This window comes from Streptacidiphilus sp. MAP5-3 (assembly GCF_041262505.1).
GTDB lineage: Bacteria > Actinomycetota > Actinomycetes > Streptomycetales > Streptomycetaceae > Streptacidiphilus.
This window is the reverse complement of sequence record NZ_JBGCCL010000013.1, coordinates 71,515-88,432: the sequence shown is the minus strand read 5'-3', so window position 1 is coordinate 88,432 and position 16,918 is coordinate 71,515. Positions and strand designations below refer to the sequence as shown.

General features: G+C 71.0%; 17 protein-coding genes. 5 read left to right on the top strand and 12 right to left on the bottom strand.

Translation table 11 applies throughout. The features are described from left to right. Nucleotides 1-62 precede the first annotated feature (62 nt). Complete coding sequence (locus ABH928_RS20490; RefSeq protein ID WP_370068676.1) at nucleotides 63-1,493, top strand: amidase; 1,431 nt, start codon at nucleotides 63-65, stop codon at nucleotides 1,491-1,493. A gap of 298 nt (nucleotides 1,494-1,791) precedes the next feature. Here ABH928_RS20490 and ABH928_RS20485 read toward each other — a convergent pair whose 3' ends face one another. The 4 genes from ABH928_RS20485 to ABH928_RS20470 all read right to left on the bottom strand — a co-directional run bounded on the left by ABH928_RS20485 (nucleotide 1,792) and on the right by ABH928_RS20470 (nucleotide 4,570). Beyond that, on the bottom strand, nucleotides 1,792-2,460 hold the full coding sequence (locus tag ABH928_RS20485) for an ABC transporter ATP-binding protein (RefSeq protein WP_370068674.1): 669 nt from the start codon (nucleotides 2,458-2,460) through the stop codon (nucleotides 1,792-1,794). 178 nt (nucleotides 2,461-2,638) lie between these two features. Further along, nucleotides 2,639-3,406: a DUF3710 domain-containing protein gene (locus ABH928_RS20480; RefSeq protein ID WP_370068486.1), complete on the bottom strand. Its 768-nt coding sequence runs from the start codon at nucleotides 3,404-3,406 to the stop codon at nucleotides 2,639-2,641. Between the two features lie 2 nt (nucleotides 3,407-3,408). Then, nucleotides 3,409-3,927, bottom strand: a complete 519-nt coding sequence (gene dut, locus ABH928_RS20475; protein WP_370068484.1) for a dUTP diphosphatase — start codon at nucleotides 3,925-3,927, stop codon at nucleotides 3,409-3,411. Between the two features lie 55 nt (nucleotides 3,928-3,982). After that, on the bottom strand, nucleotides 3,983-4,570 hold the full coding sequence (locus ABH928_RS20470; RefSeq protein WP_370068482.1) for a PaaI family thioesterase: 588 nt from the start codon (nucleotides 4,568-4,570) through the stop codon (nucleotides 3,983-3,985). A gap of 67 nt (nucleotides 4,571-4,637) precedes the next feature. Between ABH928_RS20470 and ABH928_RS20465 the strand changes: the two genes are divergently transcribed. Continuing rightward, a complete protein-coding gene (locus ABH928_RS20465) occupies nucleotides 4,638-5,093 on the top strand; it encodes a DUF3093 domain-containing protein (protein WP_370068480.1) in 456 nt (151 codons plus the stop codon). A gap of 174 nt (nucleotides 5,094-5,267) precedes the next feature. Here the strand turns inward: ABH928_RS20465 and ABH928_RS20460 are convergent, their stop codons facing one another. From ABH928_RS20460 to ABH928_RS20440, 5 genes are all read right to left on the bottom strand, one after another. Then, nucleotides 5,268-6,164: a hypothetical protein gene (locus tag ABH928_RS20460; protein WP_370068478.1), complete on the bottom strand. Its 897-nt coding sequence runs from the start codon at nucleotides 6,162-6,164 to the stop codon at nucleotides 5,268-5,270. 127 nt (nucleotides 6,165-6,291) lie between these two features. Next, complete coding sequence (locus ABH928_RS20455) at nucleotides 6,292-6,591, bottom strand: DUF4193 domain-containing protein (RefSeq protein WP_196196674.1); 300 nt, start codon at nucleotides 6,589-6,591, stop codon at nucleotides 6,292-6,294. Between the two features lie 422 nt (nucleotides 6,592-7,013). Next, the gene (locus ABH928_RS20450; RefSeq protein ID WP_370068475.1) at nucleotides 7,014-7,994 is read right to left on the bottom strand and encodes an acyl-ACP desaturase; all 981 of its coding nucleotides are present in this window, start codon (nucleotides 7,992-7,994) and stop codon (nucleotides 7,014-7,016) included. A gap of 245 nt (nucleotides 7,995-8,239) precedes the next feature. Then, the gene (locus ABH928_RS20445; RefSeq protein ID WP_370068473.1) at nucleotides 8,240-9,517 is read right to left on the bottom strand and encodes a sensor histidine kinase; all 1,278 of its coding nucleotides are present in this window, start codon (nucleotides 9,515-9,517) and stop codon (nucleotides 8,240-8,242) included. A 21-nt stretch (nucleotides 9,518-9,538) separates the two neighbouring features. Further along, on the bottom strand, nucleotides 9,539-10,192 hold the full coding sequence (locus ABH928_RS20440; RefSeq protein ID WP_370068471.1) for a response regulator transcription factor: 654 nt from the start codon (nucleotides 10,190-10,192) through the stop codon (nucleotides 9,539-9,541). A 370-nt stretch (nucleotides 10,193-10,562) separates the two neighbouring features. Between ABH928_RS20440 and ABH928_RS20435 the strand changes: the two genes are divergently transcribed. Then, complete coding sequence (locus ABH928_RS20435; protein ID WP_196196677.1) at nucleotides 10,563-10,748, top strand: hypothetical protein; 186 nt, start codon at nucleotides 10,563-10,565, stop codon at nucleotides 10,746-10,748. Nucleotides 10,749-10,883: 135 nt separating this feature from the next. On the opposite strand, the gene ABH928_RS20430 is transcribed toward ABH928_RS20435, so the two are convergent. Both ABH928_RS20430 and ABH928_RS20425 read right to left on the bottom strand, forming a co-directional pair. Then, nucleotides 10,884-11,690 carry an inositol monophosphatase family protein gene (locus tag ABH928_RS20430; RefSeq protein ID WP_370068468.1) on the bottom strand — a complete coding sequence of 269 codons (807 nt, stop codon included), beginning with the start codon at nucleotides 11,688-11,690 and terminating at the stop codon, nucleotides 10,884-10,886. Nucleotides 11,691-11,770: 80 nt separating this feature from the next. Further along, nucleotides 11,771-12,922, bottom strand: a complete 1,152-nt coding sequence (locus ABH928_RS20425; protein WP_370068466.1) for a ferrochelatase — start codon at nucleotides 12,920-12,922, stop codon at nucleotides 11,771-11,773. Nucleotides 12,923-13,188: 266 nt separating this feature from the next. On the opposite strand from ABH928_RS20425, the gene ABH928_RS20420 reads away from it, so the two are divergent. Both ABH928_RS20420 and ABH928_RS20415 read left to right on the top strand, forming a co-directional pair. Beyond that, nucleotides 13,189-14,457 carry an MFS transporter gene (locus tag ABH928_RS20420; protein ID WP_370068464.1) on the top strand — a complete coding sequence of 423 codons (1,269 nt, stop codon included), beginning with the start codon at nucleotides 13,189-13,191 and terminating at the stop codon, nucleotides 14,455-14,457. Continuing rightward, nucleotides 14,411-15,724: a D-arabinono-1,4-lactone oxidase gene (locus ABH928_RS20415; protein WP_370068462.1), complete on the top strand. Its 1,314-nt coding sequence runs from the start codon at nucleotides 14,411-14,413 to the stop codon at nucleotides 15,722-15,724. The genes ABH928_RS20420 and ABH928_RS20415 overlap by 47 nt, the downstream gene beginning before the upstream one ends. A gap of 65 nt (nucleotides 15,725-15,789) precedes the next feature. Here the strand turns inward: ABH928_RS20415 and ABH928_RS20410 are convergent, their stop codons facing one another. Next, nucleotides 15,790-16,662 (bottom strand): hypothetical protein, encoded by an 873-nt coding sequence (locus ABH928_RS20410; protein WP_370068460.1) that lies wholly within the window; start codon nucleotides 16,660-16,662, stop codon nucleotides 15,790-15,792. Nucleotides 16,663-16,918: the final 256 nt, after the last annotated feature.

Below are 16,918 nucleotides of genomic sequence, written 5' to 3'. Positions count from 1 at the left end.
CGGTGCGAGGATCGCGGGCGGGAAGCGGGAGCTACCCGCTGGTAGGACTCTGGGAGGCCGGTATGCCGCAGTTGCACGATCTGACCGCGTTGGAGCAGGGCGAGTTGATCGCGACAGGCAAGCTCTCCCCGGTCGAGCTGACCCAGCACTACCTGGAGCGGATCGAGCAGCTCAACGAGACCGTCGGCGCCTACGTCACCGTCACCCCGGAGTTGGCGCTCGCCCAGGCCGCGCAGGCGGAGGAGGACTCCGTCGAGGCCCGCCGCGAGGGGCGCACCCTCGCGCCGCTCCACGGCGTGCCCGTGCCCGTCAAGGACCTCAACTTCGTGGCCGGAGTGCGGGCCACGCTCGGCTCCCGCGCGTACGCCGAGCATGTTCCGGACGTCGACGACCATGTGGTCACCCGGCTGCGCCAGGCCGGAACGGTCATGCTCGGCAAGACCCAGACGCCCGAGTTCGGCCTGCCCTGCTACTCGGAGAACGAGGTCGCCCCGCCCGCCCGGACGCCCTGGGACCTGGACCGATCCGCGGGCGGCTCCAGCGGCGGCGCGGCCACCGCCGTGGCGTCCGGCCTCGCGCCGCTCGCCCACGGCAGCGACGGCGGCGGCTCGATCCGCATCCCCGCCTCGGTCTGCGGGCTGTTCGGGATCAAGCCGAGCCGGGGCCGGATCAGCGCCGGCCCGACCCTGCACGACATCAGCGGCCTCTCCACCAGCGGCCCGCTGGCCCGGACCGTCGCCGACGCCGCCGCGCTGCTCGACGTGATGGCGGGCAGGATGCCCGGCGACACGTACGTCGCACCCGAGTTGCCTGCGGGCGAGACCTTCCGGGCACACGCCGAGCGGGACCCCGGCACGCTGCGGGTCGCCGTGCTGACGGCCGCGCCGGTGCCGGGCGTCGAGGTGCACGCCGACTGCGTCGAGGCCACGCGGGACGCCGCCGAGCTGCTGAGCGGTCTCGGTCACCGGGTCGACGAGATGGCGCTCCCTGCGGACGACACGCTCGCTCGCGTCTTTCGCCAGGTCTGGGCGGTGATGGCCACCCAGCGCCCGGTCGCGCCCGAGGACGAGGAGAAGCTGATACCGCTGACCCGGCACCTGCGCGGCCTCGGCCAGCAGGTCTCCGGCCCGGAGTTCGCCACAGCGCTCTACACCTTCCGCGCGGTCGGCCAGCTGGTCGCCCAGCTCATGGCCGACTACGACGTGGTGCTCAGCCCGACGCTGGCCAAGCCACCCGCGCTGGTCGGCGGCCTGCGCAACGACGCCGACCCGAGCGCGGAGTTCGACAGCCTGGCCCACTTCACGCCGTTCACGCCGCTCTTCAACGCCACCGGCCAGCCCGCGGTCAACCTGCCGCTGCACTGGTCGGCCGAGGGCCTCCCGATCGGCGTGATGCTCGGCGGCCACTACGGCGCCGAGGCGACCCTGATCTCCCTCTCCGCCCAGCTGGAGGCCGCCAGGCCGTGGGCAGGACGCAAGCCCGAGGTCTGGTAGGCCGGGGCAAAGGCGATGTAGTCGCACTCTGATCAGGGCCGCGGGGCTCTGCTTGATCAACTGCGCGCGCGAGACACCACCCGCGTGCGGATGGCCCCGCACCTTCGGCCTGCCACCTGCGTGGGTGGCTTCTCGCGCAGTGCCCCGCGCCCCTGGACAGTGCAACCACCTGCGAGAGTGCAGGCTCGGCTTGTCGCGCCCACGCTGGGGGTCCCCCCGCCGAAGGCAGGAGAGGAGCCGCACGTCAACACCAGCCCCGCGCCCTGGGTCGTACGACTGCCTCGCGGTGCAAGCGCACTCAGGCGGACACGATCTGCCCGTCGCGCAGGTCCAGGACGCGGTCGGCCAGTTCCATCAGTGTCGGGTCGTGCGTGGCGACCAGGGCGGTCACGCCCTCGCTGCGCACGACCGCGCGCAGCAGCCGCATCACGGAGCGGCCGGTGTCCGAGTCCAGTTGGCCGGTGGGCTCGTCCGCGATGATCAGTTCGGGGCGGTTGGCGAGCGCGCGGGCGATGGCCACGCGCTGCTGCTGACCGCCGGAGAGCTCGCCGGGCCGCTGCCGGGCGTGGTCCGCGAGCCCGACCAGGGCCAGCAGTTCGCGCACCCGCTCCTCGCGCTCGGCGACCGGCGTCCGGCACAGCCGCATCGGGACGCCCACGTTCTCGGCGGCGGTGAGGATGGGCAGCAGCCCGAAGGACTGGAAGACGAAGCCGATCCGGTCCCTGCGCAGGTCCAGCAGCCCGTCCTCGCCCAGCCCGGCGAGGTCGCGGCCGTCGATCCTGATCTGCCCGCCGGAGGGCCGGTCCAGCCCGCCGACGAGGTTGAGCAGCGTGGTCTTGCCGGAGCCGGAGCGGCCCTTCAGCGCGGTCAGCTCGCCGCGCCGGACCGTGAACGAGACCCCGCGCAGCGCGTGCACCGCCGTGGGTCCGCTGCCGAAGGACTTGTGCAGGTCGACGACCTCGACCATGGGCGGCAGCTCCGTCTGCGTCGCCCCGCCGCTCGCCACGGCGTCCACGTCCCTGCCTGTCACGCGTTCCCCCCCGCTGTCCGGTCAATCTCCGGGCCTCGCCGACGGGAACTCTCGCACGTGTGCCCGCCCCTGGAAAGGGGCGGGCACACGTCGTACCGGCTGTGACAGCGCTGCCCTAGCGGACCTCGGTGATCTCCGGGCCGCGCTCGAACGGGTTCAGGTCGTCCACACCGGGGTGACCCTGCTGCTGCGGCATGCCGTCGGCGACCATCTGCGCGTCCTCGGGCAGACGCAGCACGATCGGGTCGCGCGGGGCCATCGGGGCCTCGCCGCGGACCACGACGGTCTTGCGGAAGATCTGCTCCAGCGCGTCGGCCGACTCCGGCTGCACCGCGGCCTGGCCGGAGATCACGCCGCGCAGGAACCAGCGCGGTCCGTCGCAACCGACGAAGCGGACCAGCTGCACGCCCTGCGTGCCGTCCGGCAGCTGCACCGGAACGCGGGCCCGCAGGCCCCAACCGAGCGCGGTCTCCTCCTCGTCGACAGCACCGCCCTGCTCGACGATCCCGTCGGCGATCTCCTTGCGGACCTCGCCCCAGATGCCCTCGTTCTTGGGCGCGGCGAACGCCTGCAACTGGACGGCGCTGTTGCCGAGCACGAGCGTGGCCGCGACGATCGCGTCACCGGCGACCTCCACCCGGAGCTCCATGCCTTCGACTCCGGGCACCAGCAGGCCGCCGAGGTCGACCCGGCCCTCCTTGGCGTCGTCGACCTCGGAGGAGTCGAACGGCCCATCGGGGCGGGGCGCGGGCGGCAAGCCCACGCGCTCGTCTGCGTCGTCCTCATCCTCGGAGGTCGCCCCTGCGATCTCCTCGCTGTCGGCGTCGACGATCTCGTCGAGCTGATCGGCAGCGTCCTCGCCCTTGGCGCGACGACGGAACACGGTCACTGTCCTTCCCGGTCGGGTACCGAAGAGTCTTTCTGCCCGGCCGCGGGAATGCTAACCGCGGCATGGCCCCCCGTCGACCCGAAGCCTCCTGCGGCGCGTGCCGACCCCGGCAGTTCCACCACCTCGTGGAACCGGACCTTCTCCACCCGCTGGACGACCAGTTGGGCGATCCGGTCCCCGCGACGGAAGACCACCCGCTCGCGCGGGTCGAGGTTGACGACGATCACCTTGATCTCACCACGGTACCCGGCATCGACCGTTCCGGGGGCATTGACGAGAGCGACCCCGCACCGCGCGGCCAGCCCGGAGCGCGCGTGTACGAAGGCCGCGTATCCGTCGGGCAGCGCGATCGCGATCCCGGTCGGCAGCACGGCGCGCTCGCCGGGCTCCAGCACGGCGTCGACGGTGGTGCGCAGATCGGCGCCCGCGTCGCCGGGGTGCTCGTACGCCGGGGCCGGCATCTCGTCGTCGAGACGGCGCAGCAGGACGTCGACGGGGTGGATCTCGGTGCTCATTCCTGTCCTCAGCTCGCCACTCACAGGTGAATCTTTCGCGCTCCGCTTCGAGGACTCACGGGTTCACTTCGAAGGCGCGGGTGCGCTTGATCAGGTCGGGGTTCTCGATGACCGCCTTGATGTCCTCGGGGCGGCCGTGGCTGACGAAGTGGTCCAGCGTGACCTGGATGAAGAGGGCGCGCGCGGTCAGGGCCAGCGGCCCGTCCGGCGCGTCCAGCCGGGCCTCGCCCCGGCAGTAGATCTTGCGGCCGACGACGGCCTCGGCCCAGGTGTGCAGGTAGAGCGTCGAGCCCACCGGCACCGGAGCGCGGAAGTCGGTCTCCAGGCGGGCGGTCACGGACGTGGTGTGCAGCAGCCAGTTGAGCGTGCCGAGCGCGTCGTCCATCGCGGTGACCAGCACGCCGCCGTGGGCCAGTCCGGGCGCACCCTGGTGGGCGGCGGCCACGGTGAACTCGGCGAAGACCTCCACGCCCTCACCCGCACGGGACGAGAGGTGCAGGCCGTGCGGCTGGGCGGGGCCGCAGGCGAAGCAGTGCTCGTAGTGCGGCTCGATCGCCTTGCCGGGCGCGGGTGCGTCCGGGTGCCGGACCGGCGGAGCCGCGTCAGGCGGTGGCGTGAGACTGGGGCGGGGACGATCGGTCACCCCGCGACCTTACAGGCAGAGGCCCCCGGAGCCCTGACGCGTCGCGGCCCGGCGCACAATGGGAGCCATGTACGACGAACGCCTCTCCGCCCCGGCGGCCATGTGGCTGCTTCCTGTAGGAAGCGGCATCTCCTTCATGCTGGTCTTTGTGATCTTCGGGCCCATTCCCGGCCTGCTCGGACTGGTCATCGGCGGCGCCGCGGCCGCGATGCTGGTGAGCAGCTACGGCTCCCCGCGGATCCGCGTCGTGCAGGGCCACCTGGTGGCCGGTGACGCACGTGTTCCGGTGTCCGCGCTCGGCACGGCCGAGGTCCTGGACAAGGAGGCCGCCTTCACCTGGCGCACCGCCAAGGCCGACGCCCGCGCCTTCATGCTGCTGCGCGGCTACATCCCGACGGCCATCCGGATCCCGGTCACCGACCCGGACGACCCGACGCCGTACCTGTACCTCTCCACGCGCACGCCGGAGCGTCTCGCCCAGGTCCTGGAGTCCGCGAAGGCGGAGACCATCCCGGCCGCCTGAGGCCTGCGGCACGACAGACGGAGAAGCGATCGTTCGGACCGGTCACGGGCACAGCCCGCGGCCGGTCTTCGGCGTTCAGGGGCAGTGCGCTGGAGGGCCGTGCACTCGGGAGGCAGTGCGCTCGGGAGGCAGTGCGCTCCGGGTGACTGCGAGGAGCGTGCGTCCGCGTCGGCGCTACTCGCCGCGCTCCGCGCGCCGTGCGCGTCGGGAGTGGGACCGGACGTCCGTGGTCGCCACGCGGGCCCGGTGCCAGTACTCCGGGTCGGTGGGACGGCGTTCCCGCAGGTCGCGGCGGATCTCCTTGGCCAGCCGCGCGGTGTCCTTGCGGTTGACGTAGGCACCGGCGGCGGCGCCGATCATCAGCGGCGTCAACGAGGGAAACCTGCGCACACCCGCATGCGTGAGCCGCTTGCGCAGCGCCTTGCGCAGACCCGCGCTCCGGGCCAGGGCGATCACGGTGGCAGGGCTGGACACGTCCATGCCGCGCCGCTCGGACCAGACGGTCAGATAGGCCGTGGCCCGCTGCTTCGCATTTCCGGGGGCGGGCTGCCCGTACGCCTCGTACAGCTCGGCGATCATCTTGAACTCGACCGCCGCCACGGCGAGGAGCTCCGCGGCGATCTCGACCGGCATCGTCAGCGGAACCGGCATCATCGCGGCGGTACCGACGCTCGCACCGACCGCGCCCGAGACGCGTGCGGCGGTGGCGGCGATCCGGTCGGCCAACTCCTCGGCGCTCGCTGCATTGGGGTGGTGAGCCCGGAGTTTGGACACGTCACGGATCGCGATCCGGGGAGCCGCGTCGACCAGCCGGTCGACCAGACCGACGGCGCCTCCCTTGGCGCCATGGGCGCCCTTGCCGAGGCCACGCCCCAGCTTCCTGCTGAGCGAGGCCAGACGACCCCGTTCAGCGGGGACGGAGTCCGCGGGAGCGGACCCGTCCCAGACCTCCATCTCGGCGGCGATCCGTGCCAGATCGGCCGACGTCTCGTCCAGGGACGCCTCCAGGACCTGCGACTGCGAGGCTCCGTCGTCGGAGCCGTCGGTGGAGTCACGTCTGGAGTCGTCCATGGCGACGGAATCCGCGAGCGGATCCGCCTTCGAGCGTTCGGCCGGCCGACCGTGCGACCGGTCTCCGTCCGAGGATCTCTGCGGCTTGCGGAACGGTCCCATGAGTCCCCTTCCTCTCACCGCTCGATCAGGCGGCGCAGTCCCGGCAGATCGGCTGGCCGTTCTTCTCGCTGGCCAGCTGGCTCCGGTGGTGCACCAGGAAGCAGCTCATGCAGGTGAACTCGTCGGCCTGTCGCGGCAGGACACGGACGGAGAGCTCTTCATTGCTCAGGTCCGCGCCCGGCAGCTCCAGACCCTCGGCAGCCTCGAACTCGTCGACATCGACCGAGCTGGTCGTCTTCTCGTTCCGGCGTGCCTTGAGTTCCTCGATGCTGTCTTCGTTGAGGTCGTCATCAGTCTTGCGTGGGGTGTCGTAGTCAGTCGCCACTTCACTCTCCCCCTATGGGTGCTTACGGGTATCTCCAGCGCAGGTAACGCGCAGGGAGTCGGACTTGTGCCCGACCCGAGGGCGAGATTTTGCCTTACTTCAAGGCCCGTTACTCAATCGACACCCGAGTTGCCCCTCGTGCGGGTGATCAATGCCCCCGTTCGCCGGGTGCACGACAGAGTCGGGCTTATGCTTCACTGACCACTTACCGTGATCATGACCTGTGGAAACGCTGTAACCGCAGGGCCTGTACACAAAGCCGCCGTTCACTGTCGGTAATCGCCGCTTCGGCTACAAATTGGCCGAAACTGCGTGCCTCCGGTCGTGACTCCATGAAATGTGACGTTCATCACAGTTCAGGAAAGTCGGACTTGTCGGCCCCGTCGCCTCCCGACGGACCGCCGGGGAGGCGACGACGGGACTCAGCCGCGAGCGGCCGCAGCAGCCGCCTTACGGGCCTTGATGGCCTCCTGACGCTCCTCGAAGCGCCGGGCCTGGGCGTCGAGGCCGTCCATGAAGAGGCCGATCTCCTGCTGCGCCTTCTGGCCCTCCGCGCCGAGTCCGGTGAGCTCCGGCACCTTGAGGTGGCGCAGCACCGGCGTGAGCACGTCCTCGTGGTGGATCCGCAGGTTGTAGATACCGCCGAGGGCCATCTTGGCCGCAGCGCGCTCGAAGCCCGGCATGCCGTGACCGGGCATCCGGAAGTTGATCACCACGTCGGCGATCGCGCGCATGGCCTGGTCGGGGGCGATCTCCAGCGCGGCCTTCAGCAGGTTCCGGTAGAAGACCATGTGCAGGTTCTCGTCGGTCGCGATGCGCGCCAGCATCCGGTCGCAGACCGGGTCGCCGGAGTTGTGGCCGGTGTTGCGGTGCGAGACCCGGGTGGCCAGCTCCTGGAAGGCGACGTAGGCCACCGAGTGCAGCATCGAATGGTTGTTGTCGGACTCGAAGCCCTCGGTCATGTGCGTCATCCGGGCGCGCTCCAGGGCGACCGGGTCGACCGCGCGCGAGGTGAGCAGGTAGTCGCGCATGACGATCGCGTGGCGGCCCTCCTCGGCCGTCCACTGGTGCACCCAGGTGCCCCACGCGCCGTCGCGGCCGAACATGGTCGCGATCTCGTGGTGGTAGCTCGGCAGGTTGTCCTCGGTGAGCAGGTTGACCACCAGCGACACCCGGCCGACCTCGGTGACCGGCGACTGCCCGACCGCCCAGGCCTCCCCGCCCATCACGCCGTCGAAGTCCCGCCCCAGGCTCCACGGCACGTACTCGTGCGGCATCCACTCCTTGGCCACGCCCAGATGGCGGTTGAGCTCGCGCTCCACCACCTCCTCAAGGGCGTGGATCAACTGTACGTCGGTCCAGTGTGCGCGGCCGGCGGCGGGGCGGTCGGGGGCGATGGTCACGTGAATCCAACTCTCGGTACGACGCTCACCTACGCTTCCGTAGGTTACGCCACCGTAGGTTGTTAACGGGCCTGCTGGCAAGGGGCACGGACGCACGTCACAGCCGCTTTTCTGGTTACTGGACGGTCAACTGAAACGCCGTCGAGGCCGCTGCGGGCGGCCTCGACGGCGTGATCGATATGATTGATATGTCGGATAAGCACTTTTCGTTCGAAATCGGCGATCTGCGCCTTCGGAACCGAGGGTCAGGAGGTCAGGCCGCGCGTGATACGCACCCGGATCAGCAAGCCGCCCTCGGTCCGCGGCACCGCCTCGATCGAACCTCCATGGGCGCGCACGACCGATCGAACGATCGAAAGACCCAGCCCGACGCCCTTGTCACTGTGCGTCCGCTCCCGGCCCTTGCCGCGACGGAACGGCTCGAAGATGTGCTCGACCTCGTAGCCGGGCACGAGAGGGCCGCTGTTGGCCACCACGAGCTCCCCGGCGCCGTCCGGAGCGGCGTGGACCTGGACGTCCACCCAGCCGTCCGCGGCCAGGTTGTACTTGACCCCGTTCTGGATCAGGTTGAGCGCCATCCGCTCCAGCAGGACGCCGTTGCCGGAGACCACCACCTCGCCGGGGACCCGCGGGAGCGTCGCGGTCAGCCGCACGTGCCGGGAGGCGGCCTCGCCGCGCGTCTGCTCCACGGCCTGCCGGGCGACCTCGGTCAGGTCGATCGGCTTCCGCTCGGTGAGCTCGTTCTCGCTGCGCGCGAGCAGCAGCAGGCCCTCGACGAGCTGCTCGCTGCGCTCATTGGTGGCCAGCAGGGTCTTCCCCAGCTGCTGCAGCTCCGCCGTGGCGCCCGGGTCCGAGAGCTGCACCTCCAGCAGGGTGCGGTTGATCGCCAGGGGGGTGCGCAGCTCGTGCGAGGCGTTGGCGACGAACTTTCGTTGCGATTCGAAAGATCGATCAAGACGATCGAGCATTTCGTCGAACGTGTCCGCCAGCTCTTTGAGTTCGTCGTCCGGACCGTCGAGCTCGATCCGCCGGTGCAGGTCGGATCCGGCCACCTGTCGTGCGGTGCGGGTGATCCGCCCCAACGGGCTGAGCACCCGGCCGGCCATGGCGTAGCCGAAGAAGACGGCCATGATCAGCAGGGCTATCAGCGCCGCCAGCGACTTCAGCACCAGCAGGTGCAGTGCCTCGCCGGTGTGCGCGTGCTGGTAGCCGTAGAGGTACTGGTTGAGCTGGTCACCGGTGAGCTGCTGGCCGTCCGGGGTGGTGATGAAGACGCCCTGCCCCACCCGGAAGTGCGGCATCTGCGTCGCCGAACCGAACGCCTGGTCCACGAACAGGTACATCACCAGCACCATGACCAGCCCCGCGAGCAGGAACATCCCGCCGTAGAACATGGTCAGCCGGATCCGCAGGGTCGGCCGGAACGGGAGCACGGACTCCCGCACCTCGGCCCCGGACCAGTGGCTCTGCTTCGGCGCCTGCGCCGTTCCGGAGCCGGTGGCGGGCTGAGGCGTCACGGTCACGCTGCGTTGCTCTGCCACGGGTCAGATCCGGTATCCCGAGCCGGGCACGGTGATGATCACCGGCGGCTCGCCGAGCTTGCGCCGCAGGGTCATCACGGTGACCCGGACGACGTTGGTGAACGGGTCGGTGTGCTCGTCCCAGGCCTTCTCCAGCAGCTGCTCCGCGGACACGACCGCGCCGCCGGCCCGCATCAGCACCTCGAGCACCGCGAACTCCTTGGGCGCCAGCGAGATCGGGCGCCCGTCCCGCAGCACCTCGCGCCGCCCCGGGTCCAGGCTGATCCCGGCCCGCTCCAGCACCGGCGGCAGCGGCGTCGTCGCCCGGCGGCCGAGCGCCCGGACCCGCGCGACAAGTTCGCTGAAAGCGAACGGCTTCGGCAGGTAGTCGTCCGCGCCCAGTTCCAGCCCCTCGACGCGGTCGCTGATGTCACCGGCAGCGGTCAGCATCAGCACGCGGGTGGGCAGCGCCTCCTCGACCAGCTTGCGGCAGACGTCGTCCCCGTGGACCAGGGGCAGGTCACGGTCGAGCACGACCACGTCGTACTCGTTCAGGGCGATCCGGTCCAGGGCGGCCTGGCCGTCGTACACCACGTCCACAGCCATCGCCTCCCGACGCAGACCGGTGGCGACAGCATCGGCGAGCAACTGCTCGTCCTCGACCACGAGAACTCGCACCGCAGGTCCTTTCGGGCACGGCACACCCGCTGCGGGCGCGCTCACAGGCTTCCATCCTGCCTCGCCTGCCTGTAAAGCACTGGTAAGCGGCCCCGGAACCGGGCTGCGCAGACGGCTTACGCACGGCTTCCGGACGGCTCCGGGCCGGCTTCCGGGCCGGTTCGAGGGTGTGAGGGATTTCTCGTCCCCGGCGAGGTTTCCCCCGAAGAGGCCGTGGGCAGGAAGCTCCGTACACCCGCGATGCACGAGCGCTCCTGGCGCTCCGGCACTCGTGTGCGTCGCACCCGCCCGCCGTGCGGCCATCCGCGCCGGTTTCTCCGAACGTTCGGAGGCCGGGGTCGCCCGACACTCAGCAAGGGGGTCATGCCTCATGGACGCCTTCACCGCCGGCATCCTTCAGCGCATAAGGAACGCAGAACAGGATCTTCATCGCGCCCTGGAGTCGGGTGACGACTTCCTGGCCGAGGTCGAGCAGTCAGAGCTCGACGACCTTCGACGACTCGCGGCAGAGCACGGCATCGAGCTGATGCCTTCCGCTCCGCCTACTGCGGCGTAACGCCGCACCCCCGACCACCCTCGACCCGCACCCCGCCCGCCCCGGACAAGCACCAACGTCCGGGGCGTTGCTATGCCATGCCGTGGGCGGGCGAGGTGCCCTGCGGCGCCCACCTGTGGGGGGCGGGAGCGCGGCTCAGTCGTGCCAGGCGCCCAGGCGCTCCAGCGCCTCCTGCAGGGGCTCGAAGAGGCCGCTCGGGGCGGCGACGGTGAGTTCCGGGCTGGGCGGGGTGCCCGGGCGGCCGGCCACCAGCGCCCCGGCCTCGGCGGCGATGAGCGCGCCCGCGCTGTAGTCCCACGGGTTGAGGCCGCGCTCGTAGTAGCCGTCGAGCCGCCCCGCGGCGACGTCGCAGAGGTCGACCGCCGCCGAGCCGCCGCGGCGGATGTCGCGGAGCGACGGCAGCAGCGCGGCCACCACCTCCGCCTGGCGGGCCCGCCGGTCACGGAGGTAGCCGAAGCCCGTGGCGACCAGCGCCTGGTCCATCGGCGGCGCGGGACGGATCGAGAGGGCGTGGCCGTTGAGGTACGCGCCCCCGCCGCGCACCGCGTGCACCCGCTCGCCGCGCGGGGCGATGTCGACGACGCCGACGACCACCTCGCCGTCCAGCTCCACCGCGATGCTCACGCACCAAGCAGGCAGTCCGTAGAGGTAGTTGACCGTGCCGTCCAGCGGGTCGATCACCCAGCGGACGCCCGTGGTGCCCTCGCGCGAGGCACCCTCCTCGCCCAGGAGGCCGTCGTCGGGGCGGCGTTCCGCGATCAGCTCGGTGATCAGCTTCTCGGCGGCGATGTCCATCTCGGTGACCACGTCGACCGCGCTGCTCTTGGTCGCCGCCACACCCAGGTTCACGGGACGACCGTCGCGCAGCAGCGTTCCCGCACGTGACGCGGCGTCAACGGCGATTTCCAGCAGCTCCGCGTACAGGTCCTGATGATCCGTCATGATCCCTTTGCTTCCTGTTCACTTGACGTTGCAGTTGCCGGTGCAGTTGCGTCTGCCGGTGTCGTCGTTGTCACGGCCGCCTACGCGTCGGTCCAGTCCGCACCTGCCGCGGCCGGGGACGCGCCGCGTGCCGCCGGGCAGCAGCCGACCGGGCAGACGTCATGGGAGGCGCCGAGCAGACCCAGCGCACAGCGGGTGGGCGACTCGCCGCGTTCGATCGCGGAGCGCTCCAGGACCAACTCGCGTACCGCCGCGGCGAAGCGCGGGTCCGCGCCGACCGTGGCCGCGCGGGCGACCGGGAGGCCGAGCTCCTCGGCCTTCTCCCGGGCCTGGGTGTCGAGGTCGTACTTGACCTCCATGTGGTCGGAGACGAAGCCGATCGGCACCATGACCACCGCCGCCGCGCCCGCCGCGTGCTGCGCCTCCAGGTGGTCGCAGATGTCCGGCTCCAGCCACGGGGTGTGCGGGGCGCCGCTGCGGCTCTGGTAGACGAGCTCCCAGGGACGGTCCGCCACGCCCGTCGCCGCGCTGACGGCCTCGGCGATCAGCCGGGCGACCTCCAGGTGCTGGGCGACGTAGGCGCCACCGGGTCGGCCGTGGGCGGGGTCGCCGGGTGCGCCGGAGGAGTCGGCGAGCGTGTTCGGGATCGAGTGGGTGGTGAATGCCAGGCGAGCGTTCGATCGAATGCTCGCCGGCAGCAAGTCGATCGCCGCAAGCGTGCTTTCGATCATCGGCTCGACGAAACCGGGGTGGTTGTAGAAGAGCCGGAGCTTGTCGACCCGGAGCTCGGCCGCACCGGGAACCCCCTCCTCCCGCAGCACGGTCAGCGCGGCGGCGAGGTTCTCCCGGTACTGGCGGCAGCCCGAGTAGTTGGCGTAGGCGCTGGTGGCCAGGACCAGCACCCGGCGGTGGCCGTCGGCGAGCAGCTCGCGCAGCGCGTCCGGCAGGTAGGGGGCCCAGTTGCGGTTGCCCCAGTAGACCGGCAGGTCCAGGCCGTGGTCGGCGAAGTCCTTGCGCAGTGCCTGGAGCAGCTCGCGGTTCTGGGCGTTGATCGGGCTGACCCCGCCGAAGAGGAAGTAGTGCCGGCCGACCTCGACCAGGCGTTCCTTGGGGATGCCGCGCCCGCGGGTGACGTTCTCCAGGAAGGGGACGACGTCGTCCTCCCCCTCGGGACCGCCGAAGGAGAGCAGCAGCAGGGCGTCGTAGGGAGCATGGGCATGCGCGTCGGACATGCTCCGATCCTGCCATCCCCCGCGCCGCGGTCCGGCACGCCTCCGCCTGCCGGACCGGTCCCGGCGTCCCGCCCGAGGCCCGGTCGAGGCCCGCCGGAGCGGGCCGGACGCGGCGGCGGGCGGGCGGAGGAGCGGTGAGAATTGGTAGGACATCCCATGTATGTCCACGTAAGCTGTCATGACAAACCACATCCCTTACGGCACGTCCCGTACGCCGAGCCGTCTGTTTCGCCGATACCTGCCCCTACGGACTTACGGAGCCGTTCTTGTCCGCCGCGCTGTCAGGTCTCTCCGCGTACCGCCGGATCTTCGCCGAGGCCCCCGGCAGCCTGGCCTTCTCGGTCACGGGGTTCGTCGCGCGGATGCCGCTCTCGATGGTCGGCATCGGCATGGTCACCATGCTCTCCACGCTGCGCGGCGACTACGGCCTCGGCGGCGCGGTCTCGGCGACGGTCGCGCTCTCGGCCGCGGTGCTCGGGCCGCAGGTCGGACGGCTGGTGGACCGGTACGGCCAGAACCGGGTCGCGCTGCGCGCCACCGGCGTCGCCGTCGCCTCGATGGGTGCGCTACTGCTCTGCGCCGCCCTCGGCGCGCCGGACTGGGCGCTCTTCGCCTGCGCCGTGCCGACCGGCGTCATCCCGAGCATGGGGTCGCTGGTACGCGCCCGCTGGGCGCACATCTACAAGGGCTCGCCGCTGCTGCACACCGCCTACTCGTTCGAGTCGGTGGTCGACGAGATCGTCTTCATCGTCGGGCCGATCCTGGCGGTCGGGCTGTCGACCTCCTGGTTCCCGGAGGCTGGACCGCTGTTGGCGACGGTCTTCCTCTCCGTCGGGGTGCTGCTCTTCTGCACGCAGTCGCGCACCGAACCGCCGCTGCACCCGCACAGCCACGAGGCCGGCGGGACGTCGGCGCTGCGGACCCGCGGACTGCTGGTGCTGGTGCTGACCTTCGTGGGCGTCGGCGCCGTCTTCGGCAGCGTCGAGGTGGTGACCGTGGCCTTCGCCGACCACCTCCACCACAAGGCGCTCTCCTCGGTCGTGCTGGCCGTCTACGCGCTCGGCTCCTGTATCGCCGGAATCGTCTTCGGGGCACTGAAGTTGAACGGACCGCTGTCCCGGCGGTTCCTGGTGGGGATCGTCACGCTGGCAGTGAGTATGCTGCCGCTCCTATTCGTGAAGAACCTCGTGGCTCTGGCGGCGGCGCTGTTCGTCGCCGGGTTGTCCATCTCGCCCACCATGGTCACCACCATGGGGCTGGTGGAGCGGATCGTTCCTGCGGCCAAGCTGACCGAGGGGATGACCTGGACCACCACCGGTCTGGCTGTCGGCGTGGCCTTCGGCTCCTCCGCGGCGGGCTGGGTGGTGGACGCCTCGGGTGCCTCCGCGGGCTACTGGGTGACCGTGGCCGCGGCGTCGCTCGCGGTCGCCACGGCCTTCCTCGGCTCTCGCCGGCTCCGGTCGGCGCCGGAACAGCAGGAGCGAGCACGTGTCGACAGAGACCCAGCACGGCCTGTGGAGCAACTGGGCCGGTAACCAGACCGCGCGTCCGCGCCGGGTGGTCACCCCGGGATCGGTGGCCGAACTGGCCGAGGCGATATCCGCCGCAGCCGCGGACGACCTCACGGTCAAGGCGGTCGGCAGCGGTCACTCGTTCACCTCGATCGCCGCGACCGACGGAATGCTCGTCCGTCCCGATCGACTGACCGGGATCCGGGAGATCGATCACCAGAGCGGAACGGTCACCGTCGAGTCGGGCCTCCCGCTGGAGCAGCTGAACCGGCTGCTGGAGCACGCCGGGCTCGCCCTGACCAACATGGGCGACATCATGGTGCAGACCGTCGCGGGCGCGACCAGCACCGGAACCCACGGCACCGGCCGCGCCTCCGGCTCACTCGCCGCGCAGATCAAGGCGCTGGAGATCGTGCTCGCCGACGGAACGATCACCCAGTGCTCACCGACCGAGAACGCCGAGCTGTTCCAGGGCGCCCGGCTCGGCCTCGGCGCGCTCGGCGTGGTCAGCGCGATCACCTTCGGCGTCGAGCCCGCCTTTCTGCTCACCGCGCACGAGGCCCCGATGACCTTCGACGAGGTGGTCGGCCGCTTCGACGAACTGGCCGACGACAACGAACACTTCGAGTTCTACTGGTTCCCGCACACCGAGGGCTGCACCACCAAGCGCAACAACCGCAGCGACGGCCCCGCCGCACCGCTGCCGGCGTTCAGGCGTTGGCTGGACGACGACTTCGTCTCCAACACCGTCTGGGAGGGCGCCTGCCGCGTGGGCCGGGCGCTGCCGGGGACGATTCCCGCCATCGCGAAGATCGCCAGCAAGGCCTGGTCGGAGCGGACCTACACGGACGTCTCCTACAAGGTCTTCACCAGCCCGCGCCGGGTGCGCTTCGTCGAGATGGAGTACGCCGTCCCGCGCGCGGCGGCCATCACCGTGCTGCGCGAGCTCAAGCGGCTGGTCGCGCGGTCGGACTGGCGGATCTCGTTCCCGGTGGAGGTGCGCGTCGCGCCCGCCGACGACCTGTGGCTCTCCACCGCGAGCGGGCGTGACACCGCCTACATCGCCGTCCACCTCTACCGGGGTACCGCCGACCAGGGCTACTTCACCGAGGTCGAGAAGCTCATGACGGCGCATCAGGGACGCCCGCACTGGGGCAAGCTGCACACCCGCGACGCGGAGTACCTGGCCACCGTCTATCCGCGCTTCGCGGACTTCACCGCGCTGCGGGACCGGGTGGACCCGGACCGCCGGTTCGGCAACAACCATCTGCGCCGCGTACTGGGCGACTGAGCGCGTGCGAACGCGCGGGACGCGGTGGGCCCGGTTCCGGGCAGCCTCAGAGGCCCGACAGCCTCTCAGGGGCTGGGCGTGACGCTCGGCGCCACACCCTCGCCCGAGACGGCGGATCCGCCCGTGCCGGAGCCCGCACCGGTCGAGGACGACGCGCCGGGCGAGGGCGAGGCACCTCCGCCGGTCCCGCCGGTCCCGCCGGTGCCGCCGCCCGCGCTGGAGCTCGGGCTCGGGTTCGGTGTCGGCGTCGGCGAGGAAGAAGGGCTCGCGCTCGTGCCCGAAGAGGCGGCGCCGGACCCCGAGCTGTTGCCCTGCCCCTGGCGGTCGGAGCCGCTGCGGTCCGCCGAGGTGGAGGAGGAAGAGGAACCGGACGGGTCCGCCGGCGCGGACACGCCCGAGCCCGGCTTCGGTCCGCCGCCCCCGCTGCCGCCGAAGAACTGGCCGGCGGGCTTGCCCACGGCCAACTCCATCGCGCCGACCGCGCCCAGCGCGATCACGAAGACGAGCGTCGCCGTGATCGCGTAGACCCGCCAGCCCTTCGGCTTCCAGGTGGTGCGCCCGCGATAAACCGCCACCGTCTCGGCCGGATCCGGCGGGTTGATTTGCGCCATCATCCGGGTGTGCTCGCCGCCCGGGTCGAACGGGTCGAAGACCTGCGTCTTCTCCTCCGGCTTCTCCTCCAGCCCGCCCGGAGGCACCTTCCCGACCGGCTCCTCGGTGCCGCTGAGGGCCTCCACCCGACGGGTCTGCCCCAGGGGCACGGAACCGCCGGATATCTCGCGCAGCTGTTCGCCGGTGCGCCGGAAGACGTGCTGGAACAGCGCGCTCCCGGTGGTCGCGCCCGCGCTGACCACCGCCGCACCGAGAATCGTCCCGTAGACCCCGAGCTGGGATGCGAGCAGCGCGCCGACCACCGCCGCCAACGCACTCGCGGCCACCTGAGTGAAGCTCAGATCGAGGCGCTTTCGCCCGGACGTTCGGGCCGACTTTTCCAGATCCTCCACCAATGCCCCTCGATATCCGCCTTTCTCCATACTGCACCAGGTACGACCGTTCGATGGATGTGATGGTTCCGGATGGCCGAAATGTGTGAAGATGATCACCGTACGTCGGTCGGTCGACGCCCATCGGAGTGGCGACCCTTGAGAATCCGATGATTCAGGGGAGACTTGAGCCGCGAGCCGCACCACCTGG

Coding starts and splice junctions, on each gene's coding strand:
- ABH928_RS20490 (WP_370068676.1), top strand. CDS start 63: ATGCCGCAGTTGCACGATCTGACCGCGTTGGAGCAGGGCGAGTTGATC.
- ABH928_RS20425 (WP_370068466.1), bottom strand. CDS start 12,922: ATGTCCGACGCGCATGCCCATGCTCCCTACGACGCCCTGCTGCTGCTC.
- ABH928_RS20465 (WP_370068480.1), top strand. CDS start 4,638: ATGTACGACGAACGCCTCTCCGCCCCGGCGGCCATGTGGCTGCTTCCT.
- ABH928_RS20430 (WP_370068468.1), bottom strand. CDS start 11,690: ATGACGGATCATCAGGACCTGTACGCGGAGCTGCTGGAAATCGCCGTT.
- ABH928_RS20485 (WP_370068674.1), bottom strand. CDS start 2,460: ATGGTCGAGGTCGTCGACCTGCACAAGTCCTTCGGCAGCGGACCCACG.
- ABH928_RS20460 (WP_370068478.1), bottom strand. CDS start 6,164: ATGGACGACTCCAGACGTGACTCCACCGACGGCTCCGACGACGGAGCC.
- dut (WP_370068484.1), bottom strand. CDS start 3,927: ATGAGCACCGAGATCCACCCCGTCGACGTCCTGCTGCGCCGTCTCGAC.
- ABH928_RS20435 (WP_196196677.1), top strand. CDS start 10,563: ATGGACGCCTTCACCGCCGGCATCCTTCAGCGCATAAGGAACGCAGAA.